18 protein-coding genes and 1 pseudogene are annotated in these 19,760 nt (G+C 66.1%); 5 read left to right on the top strand and 14 right to left on the bottom strand.

The window, feature by feature from the left end:
* Window positions 1-12 precede the first annotated feature (12 nt).
* A complete protein-coding gene (locus tag AC1RLU_RS19105) occupies window positions 13-705 on the top strand; it encodes a GntR family transcriptional regulator (RefSeq protein ID WP_492797486.1) in 693 nt (230 codons plus the stop codon).
* A 32-nt stretch (window positions 706-737) separates the two neighbouring features.
* Here AC1RLU_RS19105 and AC1RLU_RS19100 read toward each other — a convergent pair whose 3' ends face one another.
* Window positions 738-1,394 (bottom strand): TetR/AcrR family transcriptional regulator, encoded by a 657-nt coding sequence (locus tag AC1RLU_RS19100; protein ID WP_492797484.1) that lies wholly within the window; start codon window positions 1,392-1,394, stop codon window positions 738-740.
* 143 nt (window positions 1,395-1,537) lie between these two features.
* Between AC1RLU_RS19100 and AC1RLU_RS19095 the strand changes: the two genes are divergently transcribed.
* Window positions 1,538-2,176, top strand: a complete 639-nt coding sequence (locus AC1RLU_RS19095) for an isochorismatase family protein (protein WP_061966166.1) — start codon at window positions 1,538-1,540, stop codon at window positions 2,174-2,176.
* A gap of 59 nt (window positions 2,177-2,235) precedes the next feature.
* Here the strand turns inward: AC1RLU_RS19095 and AC1RLU_RS19090 are convergent, their stop codons facing one another.
* The 5 genes and pseudogenes from AC1RLU_RS19090 to AC1RLU_RS19070 form a co-directional block, all read right to left on the bottom strand.
* Window positions 2,236-5,154: an FAD-binding and (Fe-S)-binding domain-containing protein gene (locus AC1RLU_RS19090; RefSeq protein WP_492797481.1), complete on the bottom strand. Its 2,919-nt coding sequence runs from the start codon at window positions 5,152-5,154 to the stop codon at window positions 2,236-2,238.
* Window positions 5,151-6,680 (bottom strand): tripartite tricarboxylate transporter permease, encoded by a 1,530-nt coding sequence (locus AC1RLU_RS19085; RefSeq protein WP_113584370.1) that lies wholly within the window; start codon window positions 6,678-6,680, stop codon window positions 5,151-5,153. Before AC1RLU_RS19085 ends, AC1RLU_RS19090 begins: the two co-directional genes overlap by 4 nt.
* A gap of 10 nt (window positions 6,681-6,690) precedes the next feature.
* A complete protein-coding gene (locus tag AC1RLU_RS19080; RefSeq protein WP_061966172.1) occupies window positions 6,691-7,191 on the bottom strand; it encodes a tripartite tricarboxylate transporter TctB family protein in 501 nt (166 codons plus the stop codon).
* Window positions 7,192-7,369: 178 nt separating this feature from the next.
* Entirely contained in the window at window positions 7,370-8,350 is a 981-nt protein-coding gene (locus AC1RLU_RS19075; protein ID WP_113584372.1) for a Bug family tripartite tricarboxylate transporter substrate binding protein, read from the bottom strand.
* Between the two features lie 172 nt (window positions 8,351-8,522).
* A pseudogene (locus tag AC1RLU_RS19070) lies at window positions 8,523-9,152 on the bottom strand (GntR family transcriptional regulator); the annotation flags it as partial.
* A 219-nt stretch (window positions 9,153-9,371) separates the two neighbouring features.
* Between AC1RLU_RS19070 and AC1RLU_RS19065 the strand changes: the two are divergent.
* A complete protein-coding gene (locus AC1RLU_RS19065; protein WP_492797478.1) occupies window positions 9,372-10,565 on the top strand; it encodes a pyridoxal-phosphate-dependent aminotransferase family protein in 1,194 nt (397 codons plus the stop codon).
* A gap of 123 nt (window positions 10,566-10,688) precedes the next feature.
* Here AC1RLU_RS19065 and AC1RLU_RS19060 read toward each other — a convergent pair whose 3' ends face one another.
* The 8 genes from AC1RLU_RS19060 to AC1RLU_RS19025 all read right to left on the bottom strand — a co-directional run bounded on the left by AC1RLU_RS19060 (window position 10,689) and on the right by AC1RLU_RS19025 (window position 17,586).
* Window positions 10,689-11,351, bottom strand: coding sequence for an RraA family protein (locus AC1RLU_RS19060; RefSeq protein ID WP_492797476.1), 663 nt, complete (start codon window positions 11,349-11,351; stop codon window positions 10,689-10,691).
* A 56-nt stretch (window positions 11,352-11,407) separates the two neighbouring features.
* Window positions 11,408-12,613: an aminotransferase-like domain-containing protein gene (locus AC1RLU_RS19055; RefSeq protein ID WP_492797474.1), complete on the bottom strand. Its 1,206-nt coding sequence runs from the start codon at window positions 12,611-12,613 to the stop codon at window positions 11,408-11,410.
* A gap of 19 nt (window positions 12,614-12,632) precedes the next feature.
* Window positions 12,633-13,412 carry a 2-keto-4-pentenoate hydratase gene (locus AC1RLU_RS19050; RefSeq protein ID WP_492797472.1) on the bottom strand — a complete coding sequence of 260 codons (780 nt, stop codon included), beginning with the start codon at window positions 13,410-13,412 and terminating at the stop codon, window positions 12,633-12,635.
* A gap of 134 nt (window positions 13,413-13,546) precedes the next feature.
* Window positions 13,547-13,882: a hypothetical protein gene (locus AC1RLU_RS19045; protein ID WP_492797470.1), complete on the bottom strand. Its 336-nt coding sequence runs from the start codon at window positions 13,880-13,882 to the stop codon at window positions 13,547-13,549.
* Entirely contained in the window at window positions 13,882-14,766 is an 885-nt protein-coding gene (locus AC1RLU_RS19040; protein WP_113584375.1) for a DUF6772 family protein, read from the bottom strand. The genes AC1RLU_RS19045 and AC1RLU_RS19040 overlap by 1 nt, the downstream gene beginning before the upstream one ends.
* Before the next feature lie 3 nt (window positions 14,767-14,769).
* Window positions 14,770-15,597, bottom strand: a complete 828-nt coding sequence (locus tag AC1RLU_RS19035) for a carbohydrate ABC transporter permease (protein ID WP_061966184.1) — start codon at window positions 15,595-15,597, stop codon at window positions 14,770-14,772.
* Complete coding sequence (locus AC1RLU_RS19030) at window positions 15,590-16,462, bottom strand: carbohydrate ABC transporter permease (protein ID WP_061966186.1); 873 nt, start codon at window positions 16,460-16,462, stop codon at window positions 15,590-15,592. The genes AC1RLU_RS19035 and AC1RLU_RS19030 overlap by 8 nt, the downstream gene beginning before the upstream one ends.
* Window positions 16,462-17,586, bottom strand: a complete 1,125-nt coding sequence (locus AC1RLU_RS19025) for a mandelate racemase/muconate lactonizing enzyme family protein (RefSeq protein ID WP_492797467.1) — start codon at window positions 17,584-17,586, stop codon at window positions 16,462-16,464. The genes AC1RLU_RS19030 and AC1RLU_RS19025 overlap by 1 nt, the downstream gene beginning before the upstream one ends.
* 110 nt (window positions 17,587-17,696) lie before the next feature.
* Here AC1RLU_RS19025 and AC1RLU_RS19020 point away from each other — a divergent pair, with 110 nt between their 5' ends.
* Window positions 17,697-18,488, top strand: a complete 792-nt coding sequence (locus tag AC1RLU_RS19020) for a FadR/GntR family transcriptional regulator (protein WP_061966190.1) — start codon at window positions 17,697-17,699, stop codon at window positions 18,486-18,488.
* Window positions 18,460-19,755: an ABC transporter substrate-binding protein gene (locus AC1RLU_RS19015; protein WP_492797465.1), complete on the top strand. Its 1,296-nt coding sequence runs from the start codon at window positions 18,460-18,462 to the stop codon at window positions 19,753-19,755. Before AC1RLU_RS19020 ends, AC1RLU_RS19015 begins: the two co-directional genes overlap by 29 nt.
* Window positions 19,756-19,760: the final 5 nt, after the last annotated feature.

The following is a 19,760-nucleotide window of genomic DNA, read 5'->3' as shown; positions in this document are numbered from 1 at the left end:
ATGAACGGATCGATGACGCCAGAAGAGCCTGAATCGCTGTCGGCCGGAGTGGTCAACCGCCTCGAGGAGGAAATCCTCAAGGGCATCCGGAAGCCGGGCGACAAACTGGACGAGCGCCAGCTCGCCGAGCAGTTCGGCATGTCGCGCACGCCCGTGCGCGAGGCGTTGCAGCGCCTCGCCGCCAGCGGTCTCGTGGTATCGCGCGGCCGTCAGGGGCTGCAGGTCGCGCAGATGTCGCTCGCCGACCTCCTGGACGCGTTCGGGGTCGTCGCCGAGCTGGAGGCCTTCGCCTCTTCCCAGGCCGCCCGCCGCATCCAGCCGGAGCAGCGAGCGCTTCTCCAGGCGGCGCACCGCTCCTGTGCCGAAGCCGCGGCGGCCGAGGATGCGGAGGCCTTCTATGCAGCCAATCTCGTTTTCCACGAGCTGATTGCCGCCGCCAGCCATAACCGCATCCTGCAGGACGAATTGCGGCGATTGACGCTGAAGATCTCACCCTATCGCCGCACCATCACCTATCAGCCTGGACGGATGTATTCCTCGATCCCCGAGCATGAGCGCGTGATGGATGCGATCCTGCGGGGCGACGGCGTCCAGGCTGCGCAGATGATGCGCTCGCATGTGACCCTGCTGGGCGAGGGGCTGTCGGACCTGCTGCATTTCCTGCGCTCTTCCGGCGGGCACGGGCTGCTGGCGGAGATGTCCTAAGCCCGCGCTTCCGTTCGCCGCGCAGGCCGATTTCAGCGTCTCCGAAACGCCGGGCCGCCGAACATCGCATCCCCCGCTCCGCCGTCGACGATCTGCGGCAGCAGCGCTTTCCAGGCCTCGATCATATCGGCGAAATAGCCAGGGTCCTGGCGCAGCACGGTCTGCACGCCCATGCCGCGCACCAGGCAGACCGTCAGGTTGAGGATGATGCGCGCCTCCCGGGCCGTGCGCTTCTCCGGATTGCAGAACTCCACCCAGGTCGAATCGAGCGCCTCGTGGAAGCGCTTGACGACGGGGGTCATCCGCTCGCGCAGATCGGCATCGTTGCGCGCCTCGGTGATCATCTCCAGCGAGAGATAGAAGAAGCGGCCGGAAAACAGCTCCCAGAGAAAGCCGACGAAACCTTCGAGCGACAATTCGCCGTTCTGGACACGCCGGGCGACGGCGCGGATCTCCGCGGTGCCGTCGTCGAGCAGTCGCTCCATCGCCGCCAGGATGATGTCGGCCCGCGCCGGGAAATGGTAGAGCAGCGCCCCACGGGACACTTGCGCCCGCTCGGCGATCTCCTGCGTCGTCGCCGCGTGGTAGCCGACATCGTGGATCACATCGAGCGTCGCCCCGATCAGTCGCTCATAAGTCGCGACGCTGCGCGCCTGCTGCTGGCGCTCGGAACGCGAAGCCTGCTTCATCTCTGCGCCCACCTGTCCGCTCCCCTCTGTGCTGCCTCGCCCGGCGGGCGCGTCGACACCGTAAAAAAACAATCTTGCCTGATTTTTTCAAGAGAATACCGTGCCGGATCGCGACACGAATGCGCGCAGGGAGGGAAGAAGCCATGACGAGTGACGACTATCAGAACCGGAGCTACGGCGAGATTCCGGTCGGCTTCGGCAAGAAGCCGGGCATCGTTGTCGTCGATTTCCAGACAGGCTTCACCGACGCCCAATATCCGCTCGGCGGCGCCCCGCTCGTCATGCGCGCCGTGGAGAACACGGCCAGGCTGCTGGAGGTGGCGCGCCGCTACAACGTGCCGGTCGCGAACTGCAACACGGCCTATATGAACGAGCGCGAGATGCCCTACTGGAAGATCACCGCCGTGCGCGAGACCTTCCGGCACGACCATCCGAGCGCCGCCTTCGACCCCCGCATCCACGATCCCGCCTACGATCTCACGGTCTGCAAGAAGGCACCCTCGATCTTCTTCAACACCGGCGTCAGCGACTACTTCAACAAGGAGCGCGTCGATACGGTGATCGTCACCGGCTGCAACACCTCGGGCTGCATCCGCGCCACCTCGATCGACAGCTTCAGCTATCGCTACCGGACCATCGTCCCCGAGGATTGCGTCGGCGATATCGAGGAACAGCCCCATCGCGACAATCTCCGCGATCTCGGCCGCCGCTATGTCGATATCTCCGATCTCAAGACCGTGCTGGCCTATCTCGAAGACTGGCACAAACAGAACGCCGCCTGAAGCAGCTCAGCACGAGCGATGCCCGCCGGCTCAGGCTGATCGGCGGGCCACATCCTGCTCTACGACTGAAGCGCCGAGGCCAGCACCCGCACGACATGCACGGCCTCGCGCTGCGCGCCGTCATGGATCTGGTGGCGACAGCTCGTGCCGTCGGCGACCACGAGATCGTCAGCGCTGGCCTTGCGCACAGCCGGCAAGAGCGAAAGCTCGCCCATCGCCAGCGAGACATCGATCGTCGCCGCACCATAGCCGAAGGCGCCGGACATGCCGCAGCAGCTCGATTCGATCGGTCGCACATCGAGCCCCGGCACCGCCCGCAAGGTCTTCTCGACCGCTCCCATCGCGTCGAAGGCCTTCTGGTGGCAGTGCCCGTGCAGATGCGCGACGCGCCCGCCCTGATCGCTGAGCGGGAGCTTCGTCCTGCCCGCCGCCATGTCGGCCGCCAGCAATTCCTCGATCAACAGGGCGGCCTTCGCCAGGGGCTCGACCTCGGCCTTGGGCAGCAGCGCCGCGAATTCGTCGCGGAAGCTCATCAGGCAGGAGGGTTCGAGGCCGACAATGCGCGCGCCCTTCGCCACGAAGGGTGCAAGCGCATCGAGCGTCCGGCGCGCCTCGGCCCGTGCCTCCTCGACCAGCCCGGCCGACAGGAAGGTGCGCCCGCAGCAAAGCGGCCGGCCTCCGCCGGCGGCTTCGACGCGATGCAGCCGATAGCCGCCGACCTTGAGCACGCGCTCGGCCGCCTCCAGGTTCTCGCGCTCGAAATAGCGGTTGAAGGTGTCGCCGAAGAGCACGATGTCGCGGCCATCGCCTTTGACCGCCGAGGCATCCGATGCGGCAGCCGCCTCGCGCCAGGGCTTGCGCCAGACCGGGAGCGAGCGCCGCGCCGAGAAGCCGAGCCAGCGTTCGCTCAGCTTCGCCAGGAGCGGGATGCGATCACGCAGGTTCATCAAGGGCGCGAGCGCGGCAGCGACAGGCGCATAGCGCGGCAGGAAGGCGATCAGGCGCTCCTTCAGCGGCAGGCCGTGCTTCGCGTGGTAGTGATGCAGGAACTCGACCTTCATCCGGGCCATGTCCACACCGGTCGGGCAATCACGCTTGCAGCCCTTGCAGGAGACGCAGAGATCGAGCGTCTCCTTCATCTCCGGCGAGGTGAAGGCATCGGGGCCGAGCTGGCCGGAAATCGCGAGCCGGAGCGTGTTGGCCCGGCCGCGGGTGACATGCTGCTCGTCCTGCGTCGCGCGCCAGGACGGGCACATCGTGCCACCAGTCATCTTCCGGCAGGTGCCATTATTGTTGCACATCTCGACCGCGCCGCCGAGCCCACCCCAGTCGGACCAGTCGAGCGCCGTTTGTGCGGAAACCGGCGTGGCATAGCCCGGCGCGAAGCGCATCAGGTCGCGGTCGTCCATATGGTAGGGGCGGACGATCTTGCCGGGGTTCAGCTTGTTGTCGGGATCGAACCCGTCCTTCACCGCCTCGAAGGCGCGGGTCAGCGGCCCGCCGAACATCGGCTCGACGAAATCCGAGCGCGAGATGCCATCGCCATGCTCGCCGGAGAACGAGCCCTTGAAGCGGCGGACGAGCTCGCAGGCCTCCTCGGCGATGCCGCGCATCGCCTTCACGCCCGTTTCCGTCTTCATGTTCAGGATCGGGCGCACATGCAAGCAGCCGACCGAGGCATGCGCATACCAAGTGCCGCGCGTGCCGTGCTTCTCGAACAGGGCCGTCACCGCATCGGTATAATCGGCGAGATGCTCGAGGGGCACCGCGCAATCCTCGATGAAGGAGACCGGTTTCCCGTCGCCCTTCATCGACATCATGATGTTGAGGCAGGCCTCGCGCACGTCCCAGACCGGCTTCTGCCGGGCAGGCTCGACCACCTCCACCACCGCATCGGGGAAGCCGAAATCGGCCATGCACTGGTCGAGCCACTTCAGGTCCCGCTTGAGATCGGCGAGATCGTCGCCGGCGAACTCGACCAGCAGCAGGCAGTTCGGCCGGCCCCTGGTGATGTCGGCAAGCGTGCGCACGAAGAGCGGGATGTCGGCGCCGAGCACCAGCACATTGTTGTCGACGAGCTCGACCGCGACCGGACCGAGCGCGACGATATGTTGCGTCGTCTCCATCGCCGCGCGGAAATTCGGGAAATGGCAGACGCCCATGACGCGATGCTGCGGCAGCGGCGAGAGTTTGAGCGTCGCTTCCGTGGTGATCGCGAGCGTGCCTTCCGAGCCCACGAGCAGATGCGACAGGTTCGGCCGCGGCACGATCAATTCGTCGAGATTATAGCCGCCGACACGGCGCTGCACCTTCGGGAAAATCGCCTCGATCGCCTCGCGATGCCGTCCGGCCAGCGCCAGCATCCCCGTCATCAGGTCGCGGGCCCGCGGCGAGGCATTGTCGCGCACAGCGCCCTCGCCGAGCGCGAAGGGCTCGCCGTCATGGAACATCGCCTTGAGCGCGATCACGTTGTCGACCATCTTGCCGTAGCGCAGCGAGCGCGCGCCCGACGAGTTGTTGCCGGCCATGCCGCCGATCGTGCAGCGGCTCGCCGTCGAGGGCTCGACCGGGAAGAACAGACCGTCCTTGCGCAGCCGCGTATTCAGCGCCTCTAGCACGAGGCCGGGCGCGACCGAGATCGTGCGCTGCTGCGGATCATAGTCGCGGATCGCGTTGAACTGCCGGCTCATGTCGAGGATCAGCGCATCGCCGATCGGCTGGCCGTTTTGCGAGGTGCCGCCGCCGCGCGCGATCACCGGCACGCCGTGCTCGGCCGCGATCGTCAGCGCCGCCGCGATATCGGCCTCGCTCTTCGGAAAGGCCACGCCCTGCGGCACGATCTGGTAGATCGAGGCATCGGTGGCGTAGCGCCCACGGGTGAAGGCGTCGAAGCGGACCTCCCCTTCCAGCGCCTGCGACAGTTTGCGTTCGAAGCCGAGATTGCGGCTATGCGGGCGCGGCAGCGCGGCCTGCGTCATCGTGTGGCCTCGGCGGTCTCGGGATCGGTTCGGCCGCGGCCGCGCAGCGCGGCGATGGCATCGCTGGCCGGCCCCCAGCAGAGCAGCAGCAAGGCGAGGATGACGAGCGTCGTGACCAGCCCGTTCGCCCAGAAGATGCCGAGCGAGCCACCCGAGCCGAGCAGCGCCTGACGGAAGGCGTCCTCGGCGCGATCACCCAGCACCAGTGCCAGGATCATCGGGGCGAGCGGATAGTCGAGCTTCTTGAAGAGATAGCCGACGATGCCGAAGATCAGCATCAGCCAGATGTCGAAGATCGAGTTCGAGATCGTGTAGGCGCCGATCGCACAGACGATCAGGATCACCGGCGCGACGAAGGAGAACGGAATCCGCATGATCGCGGCGAAGAGCGGCACCGTGGCGAGCACGATGACGAGTCCGGCGATATTGCCGAGATACATCGAGGCGATCAGGCCCCAGACGAACTCCTTCTGCTCGACGAACAGCATCGGCCCGGGCTGCAGCCCCCAGACCAGCAGGCCCCCGAGCAGGACGGCAGCCGTCGCCGAGCCGGGAATGCCGAGCGCCAGCATCGGCAGCAGCGCGCTGGTACCGGCGGCATGCGCGGCGGTCTCGGGGGCCAGCACGCCCTCGATCTCGCCCTTGCCGAAATTCTTGCCGCGCTTCGAGAAGCGCTTGGCCAGGCCATAGCCCATGAAGGAGGCGGCGATGGCGCCGCCCGGCGTCACGCCCATCCACATGCCGACGACCGCGGAGCGCAGCAGCGTCGCCCAATAGCGTGGCAGGCCGGCCCAGGTCCGCAGCACCACCATCAGGTCGATCTTGGCCTGCTTGCCCTTGAACACCAGCCCGTCCTCGACCGTCAGCAGGATCTCGCTGACGCCGAACAGGCCGATCACGACGATCAGGAAGTCGAAGCCACGCATCAGCTCGGTCGAGCCGAAGGTCATGCGCAGGTCGCCCGAGATCGAATCGAGGCCGACCGCCGCCAGCAGGAAGCCGATGCAGAGCGAGGCGATGATCTTGGCGCGGTTCTCCCGGCCCATGCCGATGAACGAGCAGAAGGTCAGAAGGAAGACAGCGAAGAACTCGGCCGGGCCGAATCTGAGCGCGAACTGGGCGACCAGCGGCGCGACGAAGGTGATCAGCACCACGCCGGAAAGCGCCCCGATGAACGAGGCGGTGAAGGCTGCCGTCAGCGCTTCCGCAGCCTTGCCCTGCACCGCCATCGGGTAGCCGTCGAAGGTGGTCGCGACCGACCAGGCCTCGCCCGGGATGTTGAACAGGATCGAGGTGATCGCCCCACCGAACAGAGCGCCCCAGTAGATCGACGACAAGAGGATGATCGCCGAGGTCGGGTCCATGCCGAAGGTCAGCGGCAAGAGGATCGCCACGCCGTTCGGTCCACCGAGGCCAGGCAGCACCCCGACGATGATGCCGAGGATGACGCCGACCGCCATGAAACCGATATTGTGCCAGGAGAGCGCGACCTGGAAGCCGGCGATGAGCGAGGAGAGATCGTCCATCGGTGACCCTTCAATAGCCGAGCATGGCTTCCAGCGGGCCCTTTGGTAGGGGCACGCGGAACTGCAGTTCGAAGATCCAGAAGCAGGCGATCGGTACGAGCAGCGCCGTCAGCCCGATCGACCACCAGCGCGACGTCCCGACCACCGCCATGAAGGTGACGATGAAGACAGCCGAGGCGACATAGATTCCAAGCGGCTGGATCAGCGCCACGAACAGGACGAGCGGTCCCAGCACCCTGACGACCTGGCGCAGCTGCCCATAGGTGACGAAGACCGCATCCGGCCGGCGGAAGGACTGCCAGAGGATGAAGAGCGAGGCGGCGAGGAAGATCCAGCCGACGCGGGCCGGGAAGAAGCCGTTCTGCGGGCCGCCATCCCAGCCGGCGCCACGGCCATGCGAGTCGTAGAGCACGATGCCGGCGAGGCCGATCAGCAGCAGCGCCGTGGCGATTTCGACCGGCCGGCGCGAGATGCCGGGTTCCTGGGCTTCAGCTTCAACTGGTTGCGTCATTCACCGTTCCTCGCGCGTCATCCCGGACAAGCCGCCCTCGGGTCCGACCTTCGGTCGGCCCAAGGACAGGCTCTTGCGGCGCCGATCCGGGATCCATTCCTGAAGCGTTCCGGAATGGATCCCGGGTCTTCCCTTTGCTCGCCCGGGATGACGAGGCACCCCGGCAACGGTCACCCGTTCACTTCGCCATGAAGCCGGCTTCGGTCATCAGCTTCTCGTGCTTCGCCTCATCCGCCTTCAGGAAGGAGACGAAGGCATCGCCATCGCGGTAATCCGCCGCCAGCGCGTTGCGGGCGAGGTACTCTTTCCATTCCGGCGTCTCGGAGACCTTCTTGAACATGTCGACATAGAAGGCCTGCTGTTCCTTCGTGACCTTGCCGGGCATGAACATGCCGCGCAGCATCTGGTAGCTGACATTCAGCCCCTGCGAGGCGCAGGTCGGGATGTCGGCCCAGGACTGCCCGTCCGCGACCTTCTCGCTATATACCATCTTCTGCTCGGCGAAGACGCAGAGCGGGCGGGTGGCGCCGCCGCGCCAGTTGGCGAGGTCCTCGGCCGGATTATTGGTGGTGGCTTCGACATGCCCGCCCGACAACTGCGTCGAGGCCTGGCCGCCGGAGGTGTAGGGGATATAGGCGAACTTGGTGCCGCCCTGCTTCTCCATGGCGAAGACGAGAAGGTTGTCCTCCCGCTTGGAGGAGGTACCGCCGATCTTCATCGGTGGGCTCGCCGCTTTGGCAGCCGCCATCAGGTCGCCGGCGTTCTTGTAGGGCGATTTGGCATTGACCCAGAGCAGGAAGGAATCCTGCGCCAGCATCGCGACCGGAGTGTAGTCGGTCCAGTTCAGCGCCAGCTTGGTCGCCATCGGCGTCATGAAGATGCCGCTCGAAGTGGTGATCAGCTTGTGCGGGTCGCCGGCCGACTTCTGGATGTCGAGCATGCCTTCGGCGCCGCCGGCGGCCGGCTTGTTGACGACGATGATCGGCTGCTTGGTGAGCTGATGCTTCTGGATGATGCCCTGGATCGTCCGCGCCATCTGGTCGGAGGCGCCGCCTGCCGAGAACGGCACGACGATCTCGACCGGTTTCGTCGGCTCCCAGGCGGAGGCGGGCGCGATGGCGCCGAGCGACAGGGTAGCGGCAAGCCAATGCTGCTTCATGGTCTTTCTCTCCCTTCATCGCGCTCTGACGGCGCCATGGGAGCGACCCTAGACCAAAAAATTTTGCATTCAATCTAAAAGATGAAACCCGTCGAATTGAGAACGAAACATTCCTTGCCCGTCCTCAGCCTCGCGATCGCAGGCATTATCAATTCCGAGGCCGCCTGCGCGCTCAGGCCGCCGGCTGGGCCGCCTTCAGCTTGTTCCTGAGATGCAGGAACAGGATGTCACTCAACTCGCTGCCCGCGCGCCGGCGCAGCGCATCCAGGATCGCCTCATGCTCGCGCATCGCCTCGCTCAGCCTGTCGCGGTCCTTCGCCAGGTTGGCGGCATAGCGGACGCGCCGGATGCGGCCGGCCAAGCCGGCATAGGTCGACGCCAGCAGCGTGTTGCCCGCGGCCGCCACGATCATCTGGTGGATGGCCTGGTTGCAGCGGAAATAGCCGTGCACGTCCCGACGCAGGTAGAAATGGTACATTTCATGGTGAACCCGCTCGATCTCGGCGATTTCAGCGTCGGTTATGCGCTCGCAGGCCAGGCGCCCGGCCAGCGATTCCAGCCCGCCCATGACATCGAAAAGCTCGCGCAGATCGGCGGCGCTCAATTCGCGCACGCGCGCGCCGCGGTTGGGAAGAAGCTCGATCAAGCCCTCCGCCGCGAGAACCTTCAGCGCCTCGCGCAATGGCGTCCGCGAGATGCTGAAGCGCTCGCACAGCGCGCGCTCGGGGATACGCACACCATCCTCCAGATGCCCCTCGACGATGAAATCGCGCAGCGCCGCCAGCAACTCGCCATGAAGGGTCCCCGACGACCTGGCAGCCTCCACCGCCTCCCGACTCCGGCCCTCATCTGCATTCATGGATGTCTCGCTCATGATCTCCAGCTAAGCTGACGCAGACCCGCTGTCGAGCCCTGCTATCTGCCCATATGAATTACATGACAAGCTTGATCTTCCAAAGAATGAATGCAAAATGACGTGAGGTGACGGCGCACCGCGCGCCGAAGGGAGGATAACAACGTCATGCAGGGTCGTCATTTCCTACATATTCCCGGCCCGAGCCCGATCCCTGACCGCATCCTGCGTGCGATCGCGATGCCGATCATCGACCATCGCAGCGCCGAGTTCGGCGCGCTCGGCAAGGAGGTCCTCGAAGGCTCCAAGGCCGTCTTCAAGACCAGCCAGCCGGTCGTGATCTACCCCTCCTCCGGCACAGGTGCCTGGGAGGCGGCGATCACCAACACCCTCTCCCCCGGCGATACCGTGCTGATGGCCGAGACCGGGCATTTCGCGACGCTCTGGAAGCAGATCGCCACGCGCTTCGGCATCAACGTCGAGTTCATCCCGGGCGACTGGCGCCACGGCGCCGATCCGGCCGCGATCGAGGCCAGGCTCGCCGAGGACAAGGCCCACGCGATCAAGGCGGTGATGGTCGTCCATAACGAGACCTCGACCGGCGCGACCAGTCGTGTCGCCGAGATCCGCAAGGCCATCGACGCCGCCGGCCACCCCGCCCTGTTCATGGTCGATACGATCTCGTCGCTTGCCTCGGTCGACTACCGCCACGACGAATGGAAGGTCGACGTCACCGTCTCCGGCTCGCAGAAGGGCCTGATGCTGCCGCCCGGGCTGAGCTTTAACGCGATCTCCGAAAAGGCTCTCGCGGCGTCGAAGACCAACAAGCTGCCGCGTTCCTACTGGGACTGGCAGGAGATGGTGAAGATCAACGCCAGCGGATTCTTCCCCTACACGCCCGCGACGAACCTGCTCTACGGCCTGAAGGAAGCGCTCGCGATGCTGCAGGAGGAAGGGCTCGACAACGTCTTCGCCCGCCACCAGCGCCTCGCCGCGGCCTGCCGCGCCGCCGTCAAGGCGTGGGGGCTCGAAGTGCTCTGCCAGAATCCGGACGAGTACTCGCCGGTCCTCACCGCCGTGCTGATGCCGCCGAGCCATGACGCCGACCGCTTCCGCAAGATCGCGCTGGAGAAATACAACATCTCGCTCGGCTCCGGCCTCGGCAAGGTCGCCGGCAAGGTCTTCCGCATCGGCCATCTCGGCGAGTGCAACGAACTCAGCCTGCTCGGCGCGCTGTCGGGCGTCGAGCTCGGCCTGTCGGCGGCCGGCGTACCGCATCGCAGCGGCGGCGTCGCCGCGGCGATGGCGAGCTTCGAAGGGCAGGACAAGGCCAACGAAACAGCGGTCGCGGCCGTCGCCTAGAGGCTGCTGATTTTATACGAAACCACGCCGTCATCCCGGGCTTGCTTGTCCGGGATGACGACCCGCTTCCGTGAAAATCAAGCATGCGCTGGGTCATTGCGCGTCCTGTCGGACGGTCCGGCCCTACGGCGCTTTCAGCCCGAAGACGGCCTCCGCCGTCTCCCCGGCCGTCAGGGCCGCGTCCCATTTCGCCTCCAGCACCAGCCGGGCTTCGGCATCGGCGATGCGGGCGCGGATCGTTGCTGGCGTCAGCGCGACCAGCCCGTCATCGTCGCCGATCAGGAGATCGCCGGGCGAGACGATCGCGCCGCCGATCGTCACCGGCCGGTTGATCTCGCCGCGCTGGGCCGAGGACGGTCCGCGTGGCGTCACCGAGCGCGCGAAGACCGAGAAATCCGTCCAGCTCGCGAGCATTCCGACATCGCGGATCGCCCCGTCGCAGACGATGCCCACGGCGCCCTTGCGGCGGATATGCCCGCCCAGGATCTCCCCGATCATCGCGCTCTCCGCATGCCCTGCCGCCGCGATGACGAGGACGTCGCCGGGGCCGATGACGTCCATCGCGCGCACGACCGAGCCGAAATCCGGCGCCTCGCAGAACGCGGTCACCGCGCGCCCGAACAGGCGCGGCTGCTGACCGGGCGGCATCAGGGGACGGATGGCCGGGTCGATCTGGTTGAGATTGCGACCGAGATCGACAGCGACCGCGACGGGGATCGCCCGCCAGCGCTCGATCTCGGCCTGTGTCAGGTCGTTTTTCGGAACGGGATGGATGGTCACGGGCATGGTGCAGTCCTCATCTGTCGCGGCACGGCGCACGTTGTCGATCGGCGGGTTTTGTGTCAGCCGCGAATCCGCGACCCCATGTGGCTTTTCAGGACGTTGCCGAGCGCCGTGATGCCGGCGACGAGCCGCTCATCCGTCTGCGTCGAATAGCTCATCCGGGCATGGTTCGGCCGCTGGTCGAGCGCGAAGAAGGTCGCGCCGGGCACATAGGCGACGCGGGCTTCCGGTAGCGCGTGGTCGAGCATGAAGGCGGCGGCGTCGAAGCCTTCCGGGAAGGTCAGCCAGGTGAAGAGCCCGCCGCTCGCATCCGTGCAGGCGATCTCCTGCGGGAAGTTCTGCCGGATCGTGTCCAGCATCAGGTTCTTCTTGCGGCGATAGGCGCTGCGGATCGTCGCGATATGCGCGTCGATGTCGTAATCCGCCAGGAAGCGCGAGGCGACCGCCATGTTGAGTGTGCTCGTCTGCGTATCGGCGGCGAGCTTGAGCAGGCCGAGCTGCTCGATCAGCTCGCTCGAGGCCACGGCCCAGCCGAGCCGGAGGCCAGGCGCCAGGATCTTCGAGAAGCTGCCGAGATAGATCACCCGGCCCTCGGTGTCGAAGCTCTTGATCGGCGGGATGCGCTCGCCCTCGAAGCGGATCTCGCGATAGGGCGAATCCTCGAGAATGATGATGTCATGGGCATTGGCGATCTCGACCAGCCGCTTGCGCCGTGCCAGGCTCATGGTGACACCGGTCGGATTGTGGAAATCCGGGACGGTATAGATGAACTTCGCGCCCGGATTGGCCTTCAGCGCCGCGTCGAGCGCCTCGACATCCATGCCGTCCTCGTCCATGCCGACGGTGACATAGCGCGGCTCGCAAGGGTTGAAGGCGATCAGCGCGCCGAGGAAGGTCGGGTCCTCGACGACGATGACGTCGTCCTTGTCGACCAACATCTTGGCGACGAGGTCGAGTCCCTGCTGGCCGCCCTGGAGGATCAGCACCTCGTCGATCGTGCAGGGCACGTCGTCGCGCGTCATGCGCTCGGCGATCTGGCGGCGCAGCAGCGGGCTGCCGTTCGAGACGGTGTATTGCAGCGCCTCCTGTCCGTTCTCGGCCAGCGTCTTGCGGAAGACCTCGTCGAGCCCCGCGATCGGGAACAGCGAGGCGTCGGGATAGCCGCCGCCGAAGGAGATCACATTGGGATCGGCACCGAGCCACAGGAGCTCGCGGATGGCCGATGGTTTGACCCGGCTCATCCGGGCAGCGAGGCGAGACGTCATGACCGTACTTTCCGGCATCTCAAGCGGTGACGTTGAGTTCGACGGCGCCGATGCCTTCGAGCTCGAAGCGATAGGTTTCGCTTTCGGTGGGGAAGCGGGTGGTGACGAGGCTGCCGGTCATCACGATCTCGCCGGATTTCAGGCTCTGTCCCTTTGCCGCCAGCGCATTGGCGAGCCAGGCGAGCGGCGCGAAGGGATGGCCAAGGGCGTCGCGGCCATAGCCGCGGTCGATCTCCGTGCCATTATGGCTGATCGTGCCCGAGACGGCGTCCAGCGCCGGCCAGTCGCTGCAGAATCTCGACAGGATCACGCCGCCATTCCAGGAATTGTCGGCGACCAGTGAGAGCACGTCGAGCTCGGCATAATCGGCGGCGCGGTCATCGACGATCTCGATCGCGGCGCAGACACCGGCGACATGGGCCGCGATATTCTCCGGCGTCCAGGCCGGGCCGCCGGCGGGGAGGTCGCTGGCCATGCGCACCGCGATCTCGAATTCGAGACCCATGCGGCCGTAATCGGCGATGGCGAGGCGTGCGCCGGAATGGTGCAGCCGGTCGGCCAGCACGACGCCGGCGATCGGGTGGCCGATGCCGCACATCGCCTGCATGCGCTGCGAGGTCAGGCCGATCTTGTAGCCGACGGCAGCGCCGCAGCGCGGCTTCAGCAGCGAGACATAGCGCTCCTGCACGGCATAGGAATCGTCGAGCGAGGCGATGCCGTTCGCCGCTGCGAAGGGCCGGAATTTTTCGTTGCGGTCATGCTCGTCGATCAGCTGCGCGGCCAAACGGTCCGTGTCCATCGTCCAGTCCTCCCACCCGCAAGGGAGGCTGCTTTCCCGGAAACGGCAAGAGCCGGATCGGCGGAACGGGCATGCGCTCTCGCGCATCCGGCGCATTGGCCACGGCCTCGTCCGGCCATGGCCCTATCGGCGGATCACACCTTCAGGTGAAGCGTCACCAGCACCGTGATCTCGGCGCCATCGGGCAGCGACGCGGCGACGCGCAGAAAATTGCCGAAATGGCTCACCCGCTGGAAGGTGACGGCGTCCCTCGCGGCCGGCAGGTCGAATTCCGAGCCCTCGGCGCACCAGTGCAGGCCATCGGCCGAGATCTCGATCCGCGCTTTCGGCAACGGGCCTGTCGGTGGCTTCAGCGCACGCACGAAGACGATCGCCTCCTTCGCCCAGCCGGCCTCGTAGGGCTCGGTCGCGCTTTCAGCCGTCCAGCTTTCATTGCGGGCAACGACGGCGGTGAGGTTCTCGGGCAGCATCAGAAATCCCCCGACAGGCAGACGGAGTCGAGATAGGCGAAGGCGCGCTTGTCGGTATCCGTCTCCGCGAAGAAGGCGAGGTTCAGCATGCACCACAGGTTCTTCATCGCGGGGATGCGGATGCAGTCGTAGCCATCCATGGCGAAGACCCGGTCATTGACCTGAAACCGTGTCGCCTGCATCGCGGCGAGGTCGAAATCGAAGCGCAGATAATGCCAGTTCACCTTGGTCGGGATCTCGTTGTAGCAGAGCCTTTGCTCGCCGCCCGGCAGATCCTCCCAGTCATCGGGCGCGAGGTGGTAATGCGTGATCGTCTTGCCGGCGGTGCCGATCGGCTTGATCGGCGTCGTCTTGCGCTTGAACTGCCATTTCTGGATGTGCTGGCCGTCCTGCGCATTGAGGAAGCGCAAATGCGGCATCACCCGGTCGCCCGGCCCCGAGGTATCGCCGATCTGGAGATCGTAGAGGAAGCCGAAGGAGCGGATATCGGTCTCCGAGAGCGCGAGTTCCGTCGCCTCCGGCTTGAAGGTGAAATAGGCCTCCAGCCGGATCGGCCCGGCCTTGCGGAAGGTCAGACGCTTGATCGCGACGTTCTGCGCGCCTTTCTTCGGCCGGGTCGCGATCTTCAGCGCGTAGGAGCCGTCGACGCCGCCATGCGAGCCGAAATCCCAGTTCGGCAGGGTCGAGAGCATGGCGTGGCTGTGCTGGGCATAGCCCGGCAGCATCGCGTCCAGCGTGTCCTCGTAATTGCCGACGAGCTGGGTCCAGCCGCACATGCCGCGGTCGAAATCGTCGAGGCAGATGATGCGCGGCAGCGGGTCGAAGCGGCTGAGTTGCGGATCGCTCTCGCGGATCGCGCGTCTGAGGTCGTCGAGCTGGGTCATGGCTTATCCCTTCACCGCGCCGGCGGTGAGCCCCGCCACGAGATGCTTCTGCATGAGGATGACGAAGGCGAGCACCGGCACGAGCTGCACGGTGGAGGCTGCGAAAAGCACGCCCCATTCGACGCCCTCGACGGCGCCGATCATCTCGGAGATCACCAGCGGCGCTGTCTTGGCCTTGGTCGTCGTGAAGATGAAGGCGAAGAGGAACTCGTTCCAGGCATAGACGATGACGAAGACCGAGACCGCGAGCATCCCTTGTGCCGCCATCGGCAGGATCACGCGCATGATGATCTGGAACTGCGAGGCACCGTCCATCATCGCGGCCTCGTCGAGCTCGCGCGGGATCTGGTCGATAAAGGTTCGCATCACCACCGTGCCCAGCGAGACGAAGAAGGTGGCGTAGAGCACGATCAGCACGAAATGCGTGTCGTTCAAGCCCAGCCAGTTCACCACCGGGAAGAGCGGCAACGTGATCACGATCGGCGGGATCAGGCGGATGAAGATCAGGAAGAACGCCGAGGCCTGCAGGCCCTTCGAGGCGAAGCGCGAATAGGCGAAGCCGGCGAGCAGCGAGACACCGACGGCCAGCACCGTCGCACCGACCGTGACAAGGAAGCTGTTCCACAGGCCGAAGAAGAAATCGCCCCAGCGGCTCCACAGCGCCTGGTAGTTCGCCAGCGTCGGCGCGAAGGAGAAGGTACCGGTGGTCGAGAAGATGTCGCGGTCGGCCTTGAAGGAGGACATCGCGATCAGCCCGATCGGCACCAGCGACCAGGCGACGACCGCGAGAACGCCGACGAGCTTCAGAAGATGGCGGAGCAGCTTAGGCACGCGCGAACATCTCCTTGTAGAGCCGGCGCAGGTAGAACAGCGCGAGCAGGAGCGAGGCGAGCACCAGCAGCCAGCCGGTAGCGGCAGCGGAGCCGAAGGCGTTGTAGCGGAAGGCCTCGAGATAGAGATAGACCGCCATCACCTCGGTCGAGCGCGCCGGCCCGCCGCCGGTCATCAGCCAGACCTCCGAGAACAGGCGGAAGGCGAAGATATAGCGGAACAGGGCGGCGATCAGCAGCGCCGGCATCAGCAGCGGCAGCGTGATCCGGCGGAACGAAGTCCAGGCCGAGGCACCGTCGATCGAGGCGGCCTCATAGAGATCGCTGGGGATCGAAAGCCGCGCCGCGTAGAGGATGATGAACGAGAACGGCAGATGCAGCCAGATCGAGAGCAGGCTGACCATGGCGAGGCCGTGGCTGGGGTTCACCGCCCATTCGATCGGCGGCAGGCCCAGCGTCATCAGCAGCCGGCTCATCATCCCGACATCGGGCTCGAACAGGTAGCGCCACATCACCACCGCCGAGACTTCGCTGACGGCATAGGGCGCGAGCACGATCGCGAGCAGCAGCGCGCGCAACGGCACGCCGGAGGCGAAGAACAGGGCCATGCCGAGCCCGATCAGCAGTTCGACATGCACCACGACGGCGACGACGATGACGGTGTTGAGCAGCGCCTTCCAGAAATACGGATCGCTCAGCACCTTCGCGTAATTGGCGAGGCCGACGAACGTCGCCGCCTGTCCGAAGGAGGACTGGTTGAGGCTCAGCCAGAAGACATAGAGCGCCGGCACGAAGATGATGCCGCCGATCATGAGCTGAACCGGGGTGACGAGCGCGATCGCCGAGAAAGGCGTACGGGCGCTCATCAGGCGATCCTGAAGCGCTTCAGCGCCTCGCGGTCGATCTCGATGCCAAGGCCCGGCCCCTGCGGAATCGCGAGCTTGCCGTCGACGAGCTGCGAGCCCTCGCCGACGAGCGGCTGCGTGAAAGCGTCGCGCAGCGGGTTCTCGTAGACCATGCATTCGAAGGTACGGAAGCTCTCCGCCGCTGCGGCGAGCTGCAGGCTCGCGGCAACGCAGATCGCGCCCGACCAGCCGACATGCGGCGCATAGGCCGTGTTAAAGGTCGCAGCGAGCTCGGCGATGCGCCAGGTCTCGGTGATGCCGCCGGAGCGTGTCACGTCCGGCTGGATCAGCCCGAGCGAGCGGTCCTGCAGCATGGTCAGCGCCTCGCCCGCGACGAAATCGCTCTCGCCGGCCGCAAGCCGTATCGGCAGATGCTGCGCAAGACGGCGATAGCCTTCACGGTCATGCGGCGCGATCGGCTCCTCGAAGAAGCCGTAGCCGAGATCGGCGAGCGCGCGGCCGACGATCATCGCGTCGTCGACGTCATAGGCCCAGTTCGCATCGACATAGAGCGCGATCTCGTCGCCGGCGAGCCGGCGGATCAGCTTCGCGCGGGCGATGGCATCACGCAGGGGATGGCCGAGCTTGACCTTGATTTCGCGGAAGCCGGCCTTCAGCGCCGCCGCCACCTCGGCCTCGACCGTGGCGTCGTCGAGCCAGTTGATCGAGGAGGCATAGGCCGCGACCTCCGTGCGCCCCATGCCGCCGAGCAGCTTGTGGACCGGCTGCCCCGCCTGCTTGCCGGCGATATCCCAGAGCGCGATGTCGACGGCCGCAATCGCCTCGACGACCTGCCCGCCGGGCCGCCCCGAAAGCGCCGCCCGCATAGCCTTCCACAGCGCGCGCCGGTCGGCGGCATCGCGCCCGATCAGCCGGGGCACCAGCGCCTCCTCGATGAAGCGCGCATAGCCGGCCGCGCCGCGCCGGCACAATCCCTCGCCGAAACCGATCGCGCCGTCCTCGGTCTCGACCTCGACGACGACGATCTCGATCGCCGGGTAGTCGCCCTGCGAGGTCCGCTGAACCTTGGGCAGCGTCGCCCGCAGCGGATGAACATCTATTTTGGCGATGCGGCTGGCCGACATGCGGCATGGCCCTCCCGAGGCGCGTGGCTGAACGACACTTGCTTATCTGATAGGTTGAACAGTTGCCAAGGAACGCGGCATCTGTCAATGATCCCCGCCGGAGGAAATTGATGAGCGATATCGCCCGTTCCGTGCTGGATGCCGACGACCCGTTCGCGGGCGGCGATGTCGTGCCGATGCGCCTCGGCGATGCCGTGATCCAGCGCATCACGCAGGCGATCCATGAGGGCCGTTTGAAGCCGGGCGATTTCCTGCCGTCGGAAGCGCGCATCGCCGCCTCCTTCGGCGTCAGCAAGCCGATCGCGCGCGAGGCCATCCGCCAGCTCGCGGCCATGGGCGTCGTCCATATCCAGCAGGGCAAGCCGACGCGGGTGCAGGCGCTCGATGCCGCGCCGCTCGACCGGTTCTATCGTTTCGCCGTGCGCGGCCGTCCCAACGGCCTGACCGAAGCCGTCGAACTGCGCCGCATCCTGGAGCCGCCGATCGCGGCGCATAGCGCCGAACGGCGTACGGACGAGGATATCGAGAAGCTCGATCTCATCCTCGCCCGGATGGAGGATGCGCTGGGCCACGTGCCGCTCTGGATCGAGGCCGATCTCGATTTCCACGAAGCGGTCGCAGCCTCCTCTGGCAACCGCCTGCTCGATTTCCAGCTCCGCGGCCTGCGCCCCGTCATCCGCGAGGTGATGGAGATTTTCAACTCGCGCGAGGCGCGCGGTCCCGAGGACTGGCAGCGCACGTTCAAGCGCCATGTCCTTGTCGTGGACGCCATCCGCGCGGGCGATGCCGCCGCGGCTTCCGCCGCCATGAACAAGCATTTCGAAGCGGCAGAAGCCGCCATCGCGGAACTCGCGAGCCATAGGGAGGATCATCATGAGTCAAGGGGCGACACTCGACCGTAGGCAGTTCGGCGCCGGTATCCTCGGACTGAGCTTCGCCGGGCTGGGCCACACGGCGCAGGCGCAGAGCGGGCCTTTCAACGTCTTCACCCATCGCGTCATGCAGACGGTCGCGACCGGCGCGCAGGGCGGAGACATCACCAAGGACTGGGCGCAGAAGAACGGCGTCACCGTCCAGTGGACGACGTTCGACACCGGGCCGCTGCAGGAGCGCCTGTTCCGCGAGGCGAGCCTCGGCGAGACCTCCGTCGATGTCGGTTTCGTCGTCAACACGCAGGTCGTGCCGCGCGCCGCGACCCTGTTCGAGCCGCTCGACGACTATCTGAAGAAGGACCCGGTCGAAGACATCGCCGATATCTTCCCCGGCCTGATCGAGGGCATGAAGGTCGGTGGCAAGCAGCTCGCGATCCCGTTCCGCCACGCCTCCTCCGGCCTGCACTACAACGAGGAGATTCTGGCCGAGAAGGGCTTCTCCAAGCCGCCCGGGACGATCGAGGAGATGATCGAGATCGCCAAGGCCTGCAGCTATCGCCGCGCCGATGGCACACAGGTCGTCGGGTTGTGCACGCCGGGCGCGACCTATCCCAACGTGATCGATCTCGCCCGCGCCTGGGACGGCGATTTCATTACGCCGGACTTCAAATGCGTCGCCGACCAGCCGCCGATGCTGAACGCGATCCGCACCTTGCGCGAGCTTTTCCAGGCCAATGCCTTCCCGCGCAATTTCGCGACGCTCTCGCCCGAAGACGTCAATGTCTGGATGCAGCAGGGCCGCGCCGCGATGAGCCTGCAGAGCATGGGCCGCAACCGCATCTACAACGACCCGCAGAAGTCGAAATTCCCCGGCAAGATCAAGACGATCGCGGTGCCCGCCTCAAAGGCGCTCGCCGGCAAATACGCTGCAGCCCCGGCCAAGGTCGAGTTCTGGGGCATGGTCATCCCGAAGAACGCCAAGCGCAAGGACCTCGCCTGGAGCTTTATCAAGGCGATGACCTCCAAGGAGGCGACGCTGAAGGCCGCCCTCAACGGCAACGGCCCGGTCCGCGCCTCGACCTATGCCGATCAGGGCTTCGCCGGGTCCGTGCCTTACGCCGCCGAGGAATTGAAGGTGCTCAAGGTCGCGCGCGTCCCGATGCCGGCCTTCGACGAGGCCGCCCGCGCCGGCGATCTGTTCAAGGAAGAAGCCGAAGCCGCCGTGCTCGGCATGAAGACGCCGGAAGAGGCGATGGCCTCGCTGGTCAAGCGCGTACAGCCGCTGCTGCCGGCCTGACGATC

The organism is Allobosea sp. GW822-FHT05A11 (assembly GCF_058800455.1).
The sequence above is the reverse complement of the archived record's forward strand: the minus strand, read 5'-3'. Positions and strand labels throughout refer to the sequence as shown.

What these genes read in the sequence shown, in the direction of transcription:
- AC1RLU_RS19105 (WP_492797486.1), top strand. Translation starts at nt 13, where the DNA reads ATGACGCCAGAAGAGCCTGAATCGCTGTCGGCCGGAGTGGTCAACCGC.
- AC1RLU_RS19100 (WP_492797484.1), bottom strand. Translation starts at nt 1,394, where the DNA reads ATGAAGCAGGCTTCGCGTTCCGAGCGCCAGCAGCAGGCGCGCAGCGTC.
- AC1RLU_RS19095 (WP_061966166.1), top strand. Translation starts at nt 1,538, where the DNA reads ATGACGAGTGACGACTATCAGAACCGGAGCTACGGCGAGATTCCGGTC.
- AC1RLU_RS19090 (WP_492797481.1), bottom strand. Translation starts at nt 5,154, where the DNA reads ATGACGCAGGCCGCGCTGCCGCGCCCGCATAGCCGCAATCTCGGCTTC.
- AC1RLU_RS19085 (WP_113584370.1), bottom strand. Translation starts at nt 6,680, where the DNA reads ATGGACGATCTCTCCTCGCTCATCGCCGGCTTCCAGGTCGCGCTCTCC.
- AC1RLU_RS19080 (WP_061966172.1), bottom strand. Translation starts at nt 7,191, where the DNA reads ATGACGCAACCAGTTGAAGCTGAAGCCCAGGAACCCGGCATCTCGCGC.
- AC1RLU_RS19075 (WP_113584372.1), bottom strand. Translation starts at nt 8,350, where the DNA reads ATGAAGCAGCATTGGCTTGCCGCTACCCTGTCGCTCGGCGCCATCGCG.
- AC1RLU_RS19065 (WP_492797478.1), top strand. Translation starts at nt 9,372, where the DNA reads ATGCAGGGTCGTCATTTCCTACATATTCCCGGCCCGAGCCCGATCCCT.
- AC1RLU_RS19060 (WP_492797476.1), bottom strand. Translation starts at nt 11,351, where the DNA reads ATGCCCGTGACCATCCATCCCGTTCCGAAAAACGACCTGACACAGGCC.
- AC1RLU_RS19055 (WP_492797474.1), bottom strand. Translation starts at nt 12,613, where the DNA reads ATGACGTCTCGCCTCGCTGCCCGGATGAGCCGGGTCAAACCATCGGCC.
- AC1RLU_RS19050 (WP_492797472.1), bottom strand. Translation starts at nt 13,412, where the DNA reads ATGGACACGGACCGTTTGGCCGCGCAGCTGATCGACGAGCATGACCGC.
- AC1RLU_RS19045 (WP_492797470.1), bottom strand. Translation starts at nt 13,882, where the DNA reads ATGCTGCCCGAGAACCTCACCGCCGTCGTTGCCCGCAATGAAAGCTGG.
- AC1RLU_RS19040 (WP_113584375.1), bottom strand. Translation starts at nt 14,766, where the DNA reads ATGACCCAGCTCGACGACCTCAGACGCGCGATCCGCGAGAGCGATCCG.
- AC1RLU_RS19030 (WP_061966186.1), bottom strand. Translation starts at nt 16,462, where the DNA reads ATGAGCGCCCGTACGCCTTTCTCGGCGATCGCGCTCGTCACCCCGGTT.
- AC1RLU_RS19025 (WP_492797467.1), bottom strand. Translation starts at nt 17,586, where the DNA reads ATGTCGGCCAGCCGCATCGCCAAAATAGATGTTCATCCGCTGCGGGCG.
- AC1RLU_RS19020 (WP_061966190.1), top strand. Translation starts at nt 17,697, where the DNA reads ATGAGCGATATCGCCCGTTCCGTGCTGGATGCCGACGACCCGTTCGCG.
- AC1RLU_RS19015 (WP_492797465.1), top strand. Translation starts at nt 18,460, where the DNA reads ATGAGTCAAGGGGCGACACTCGACCGTAGGCAGTTCGGCGCCGGTATC.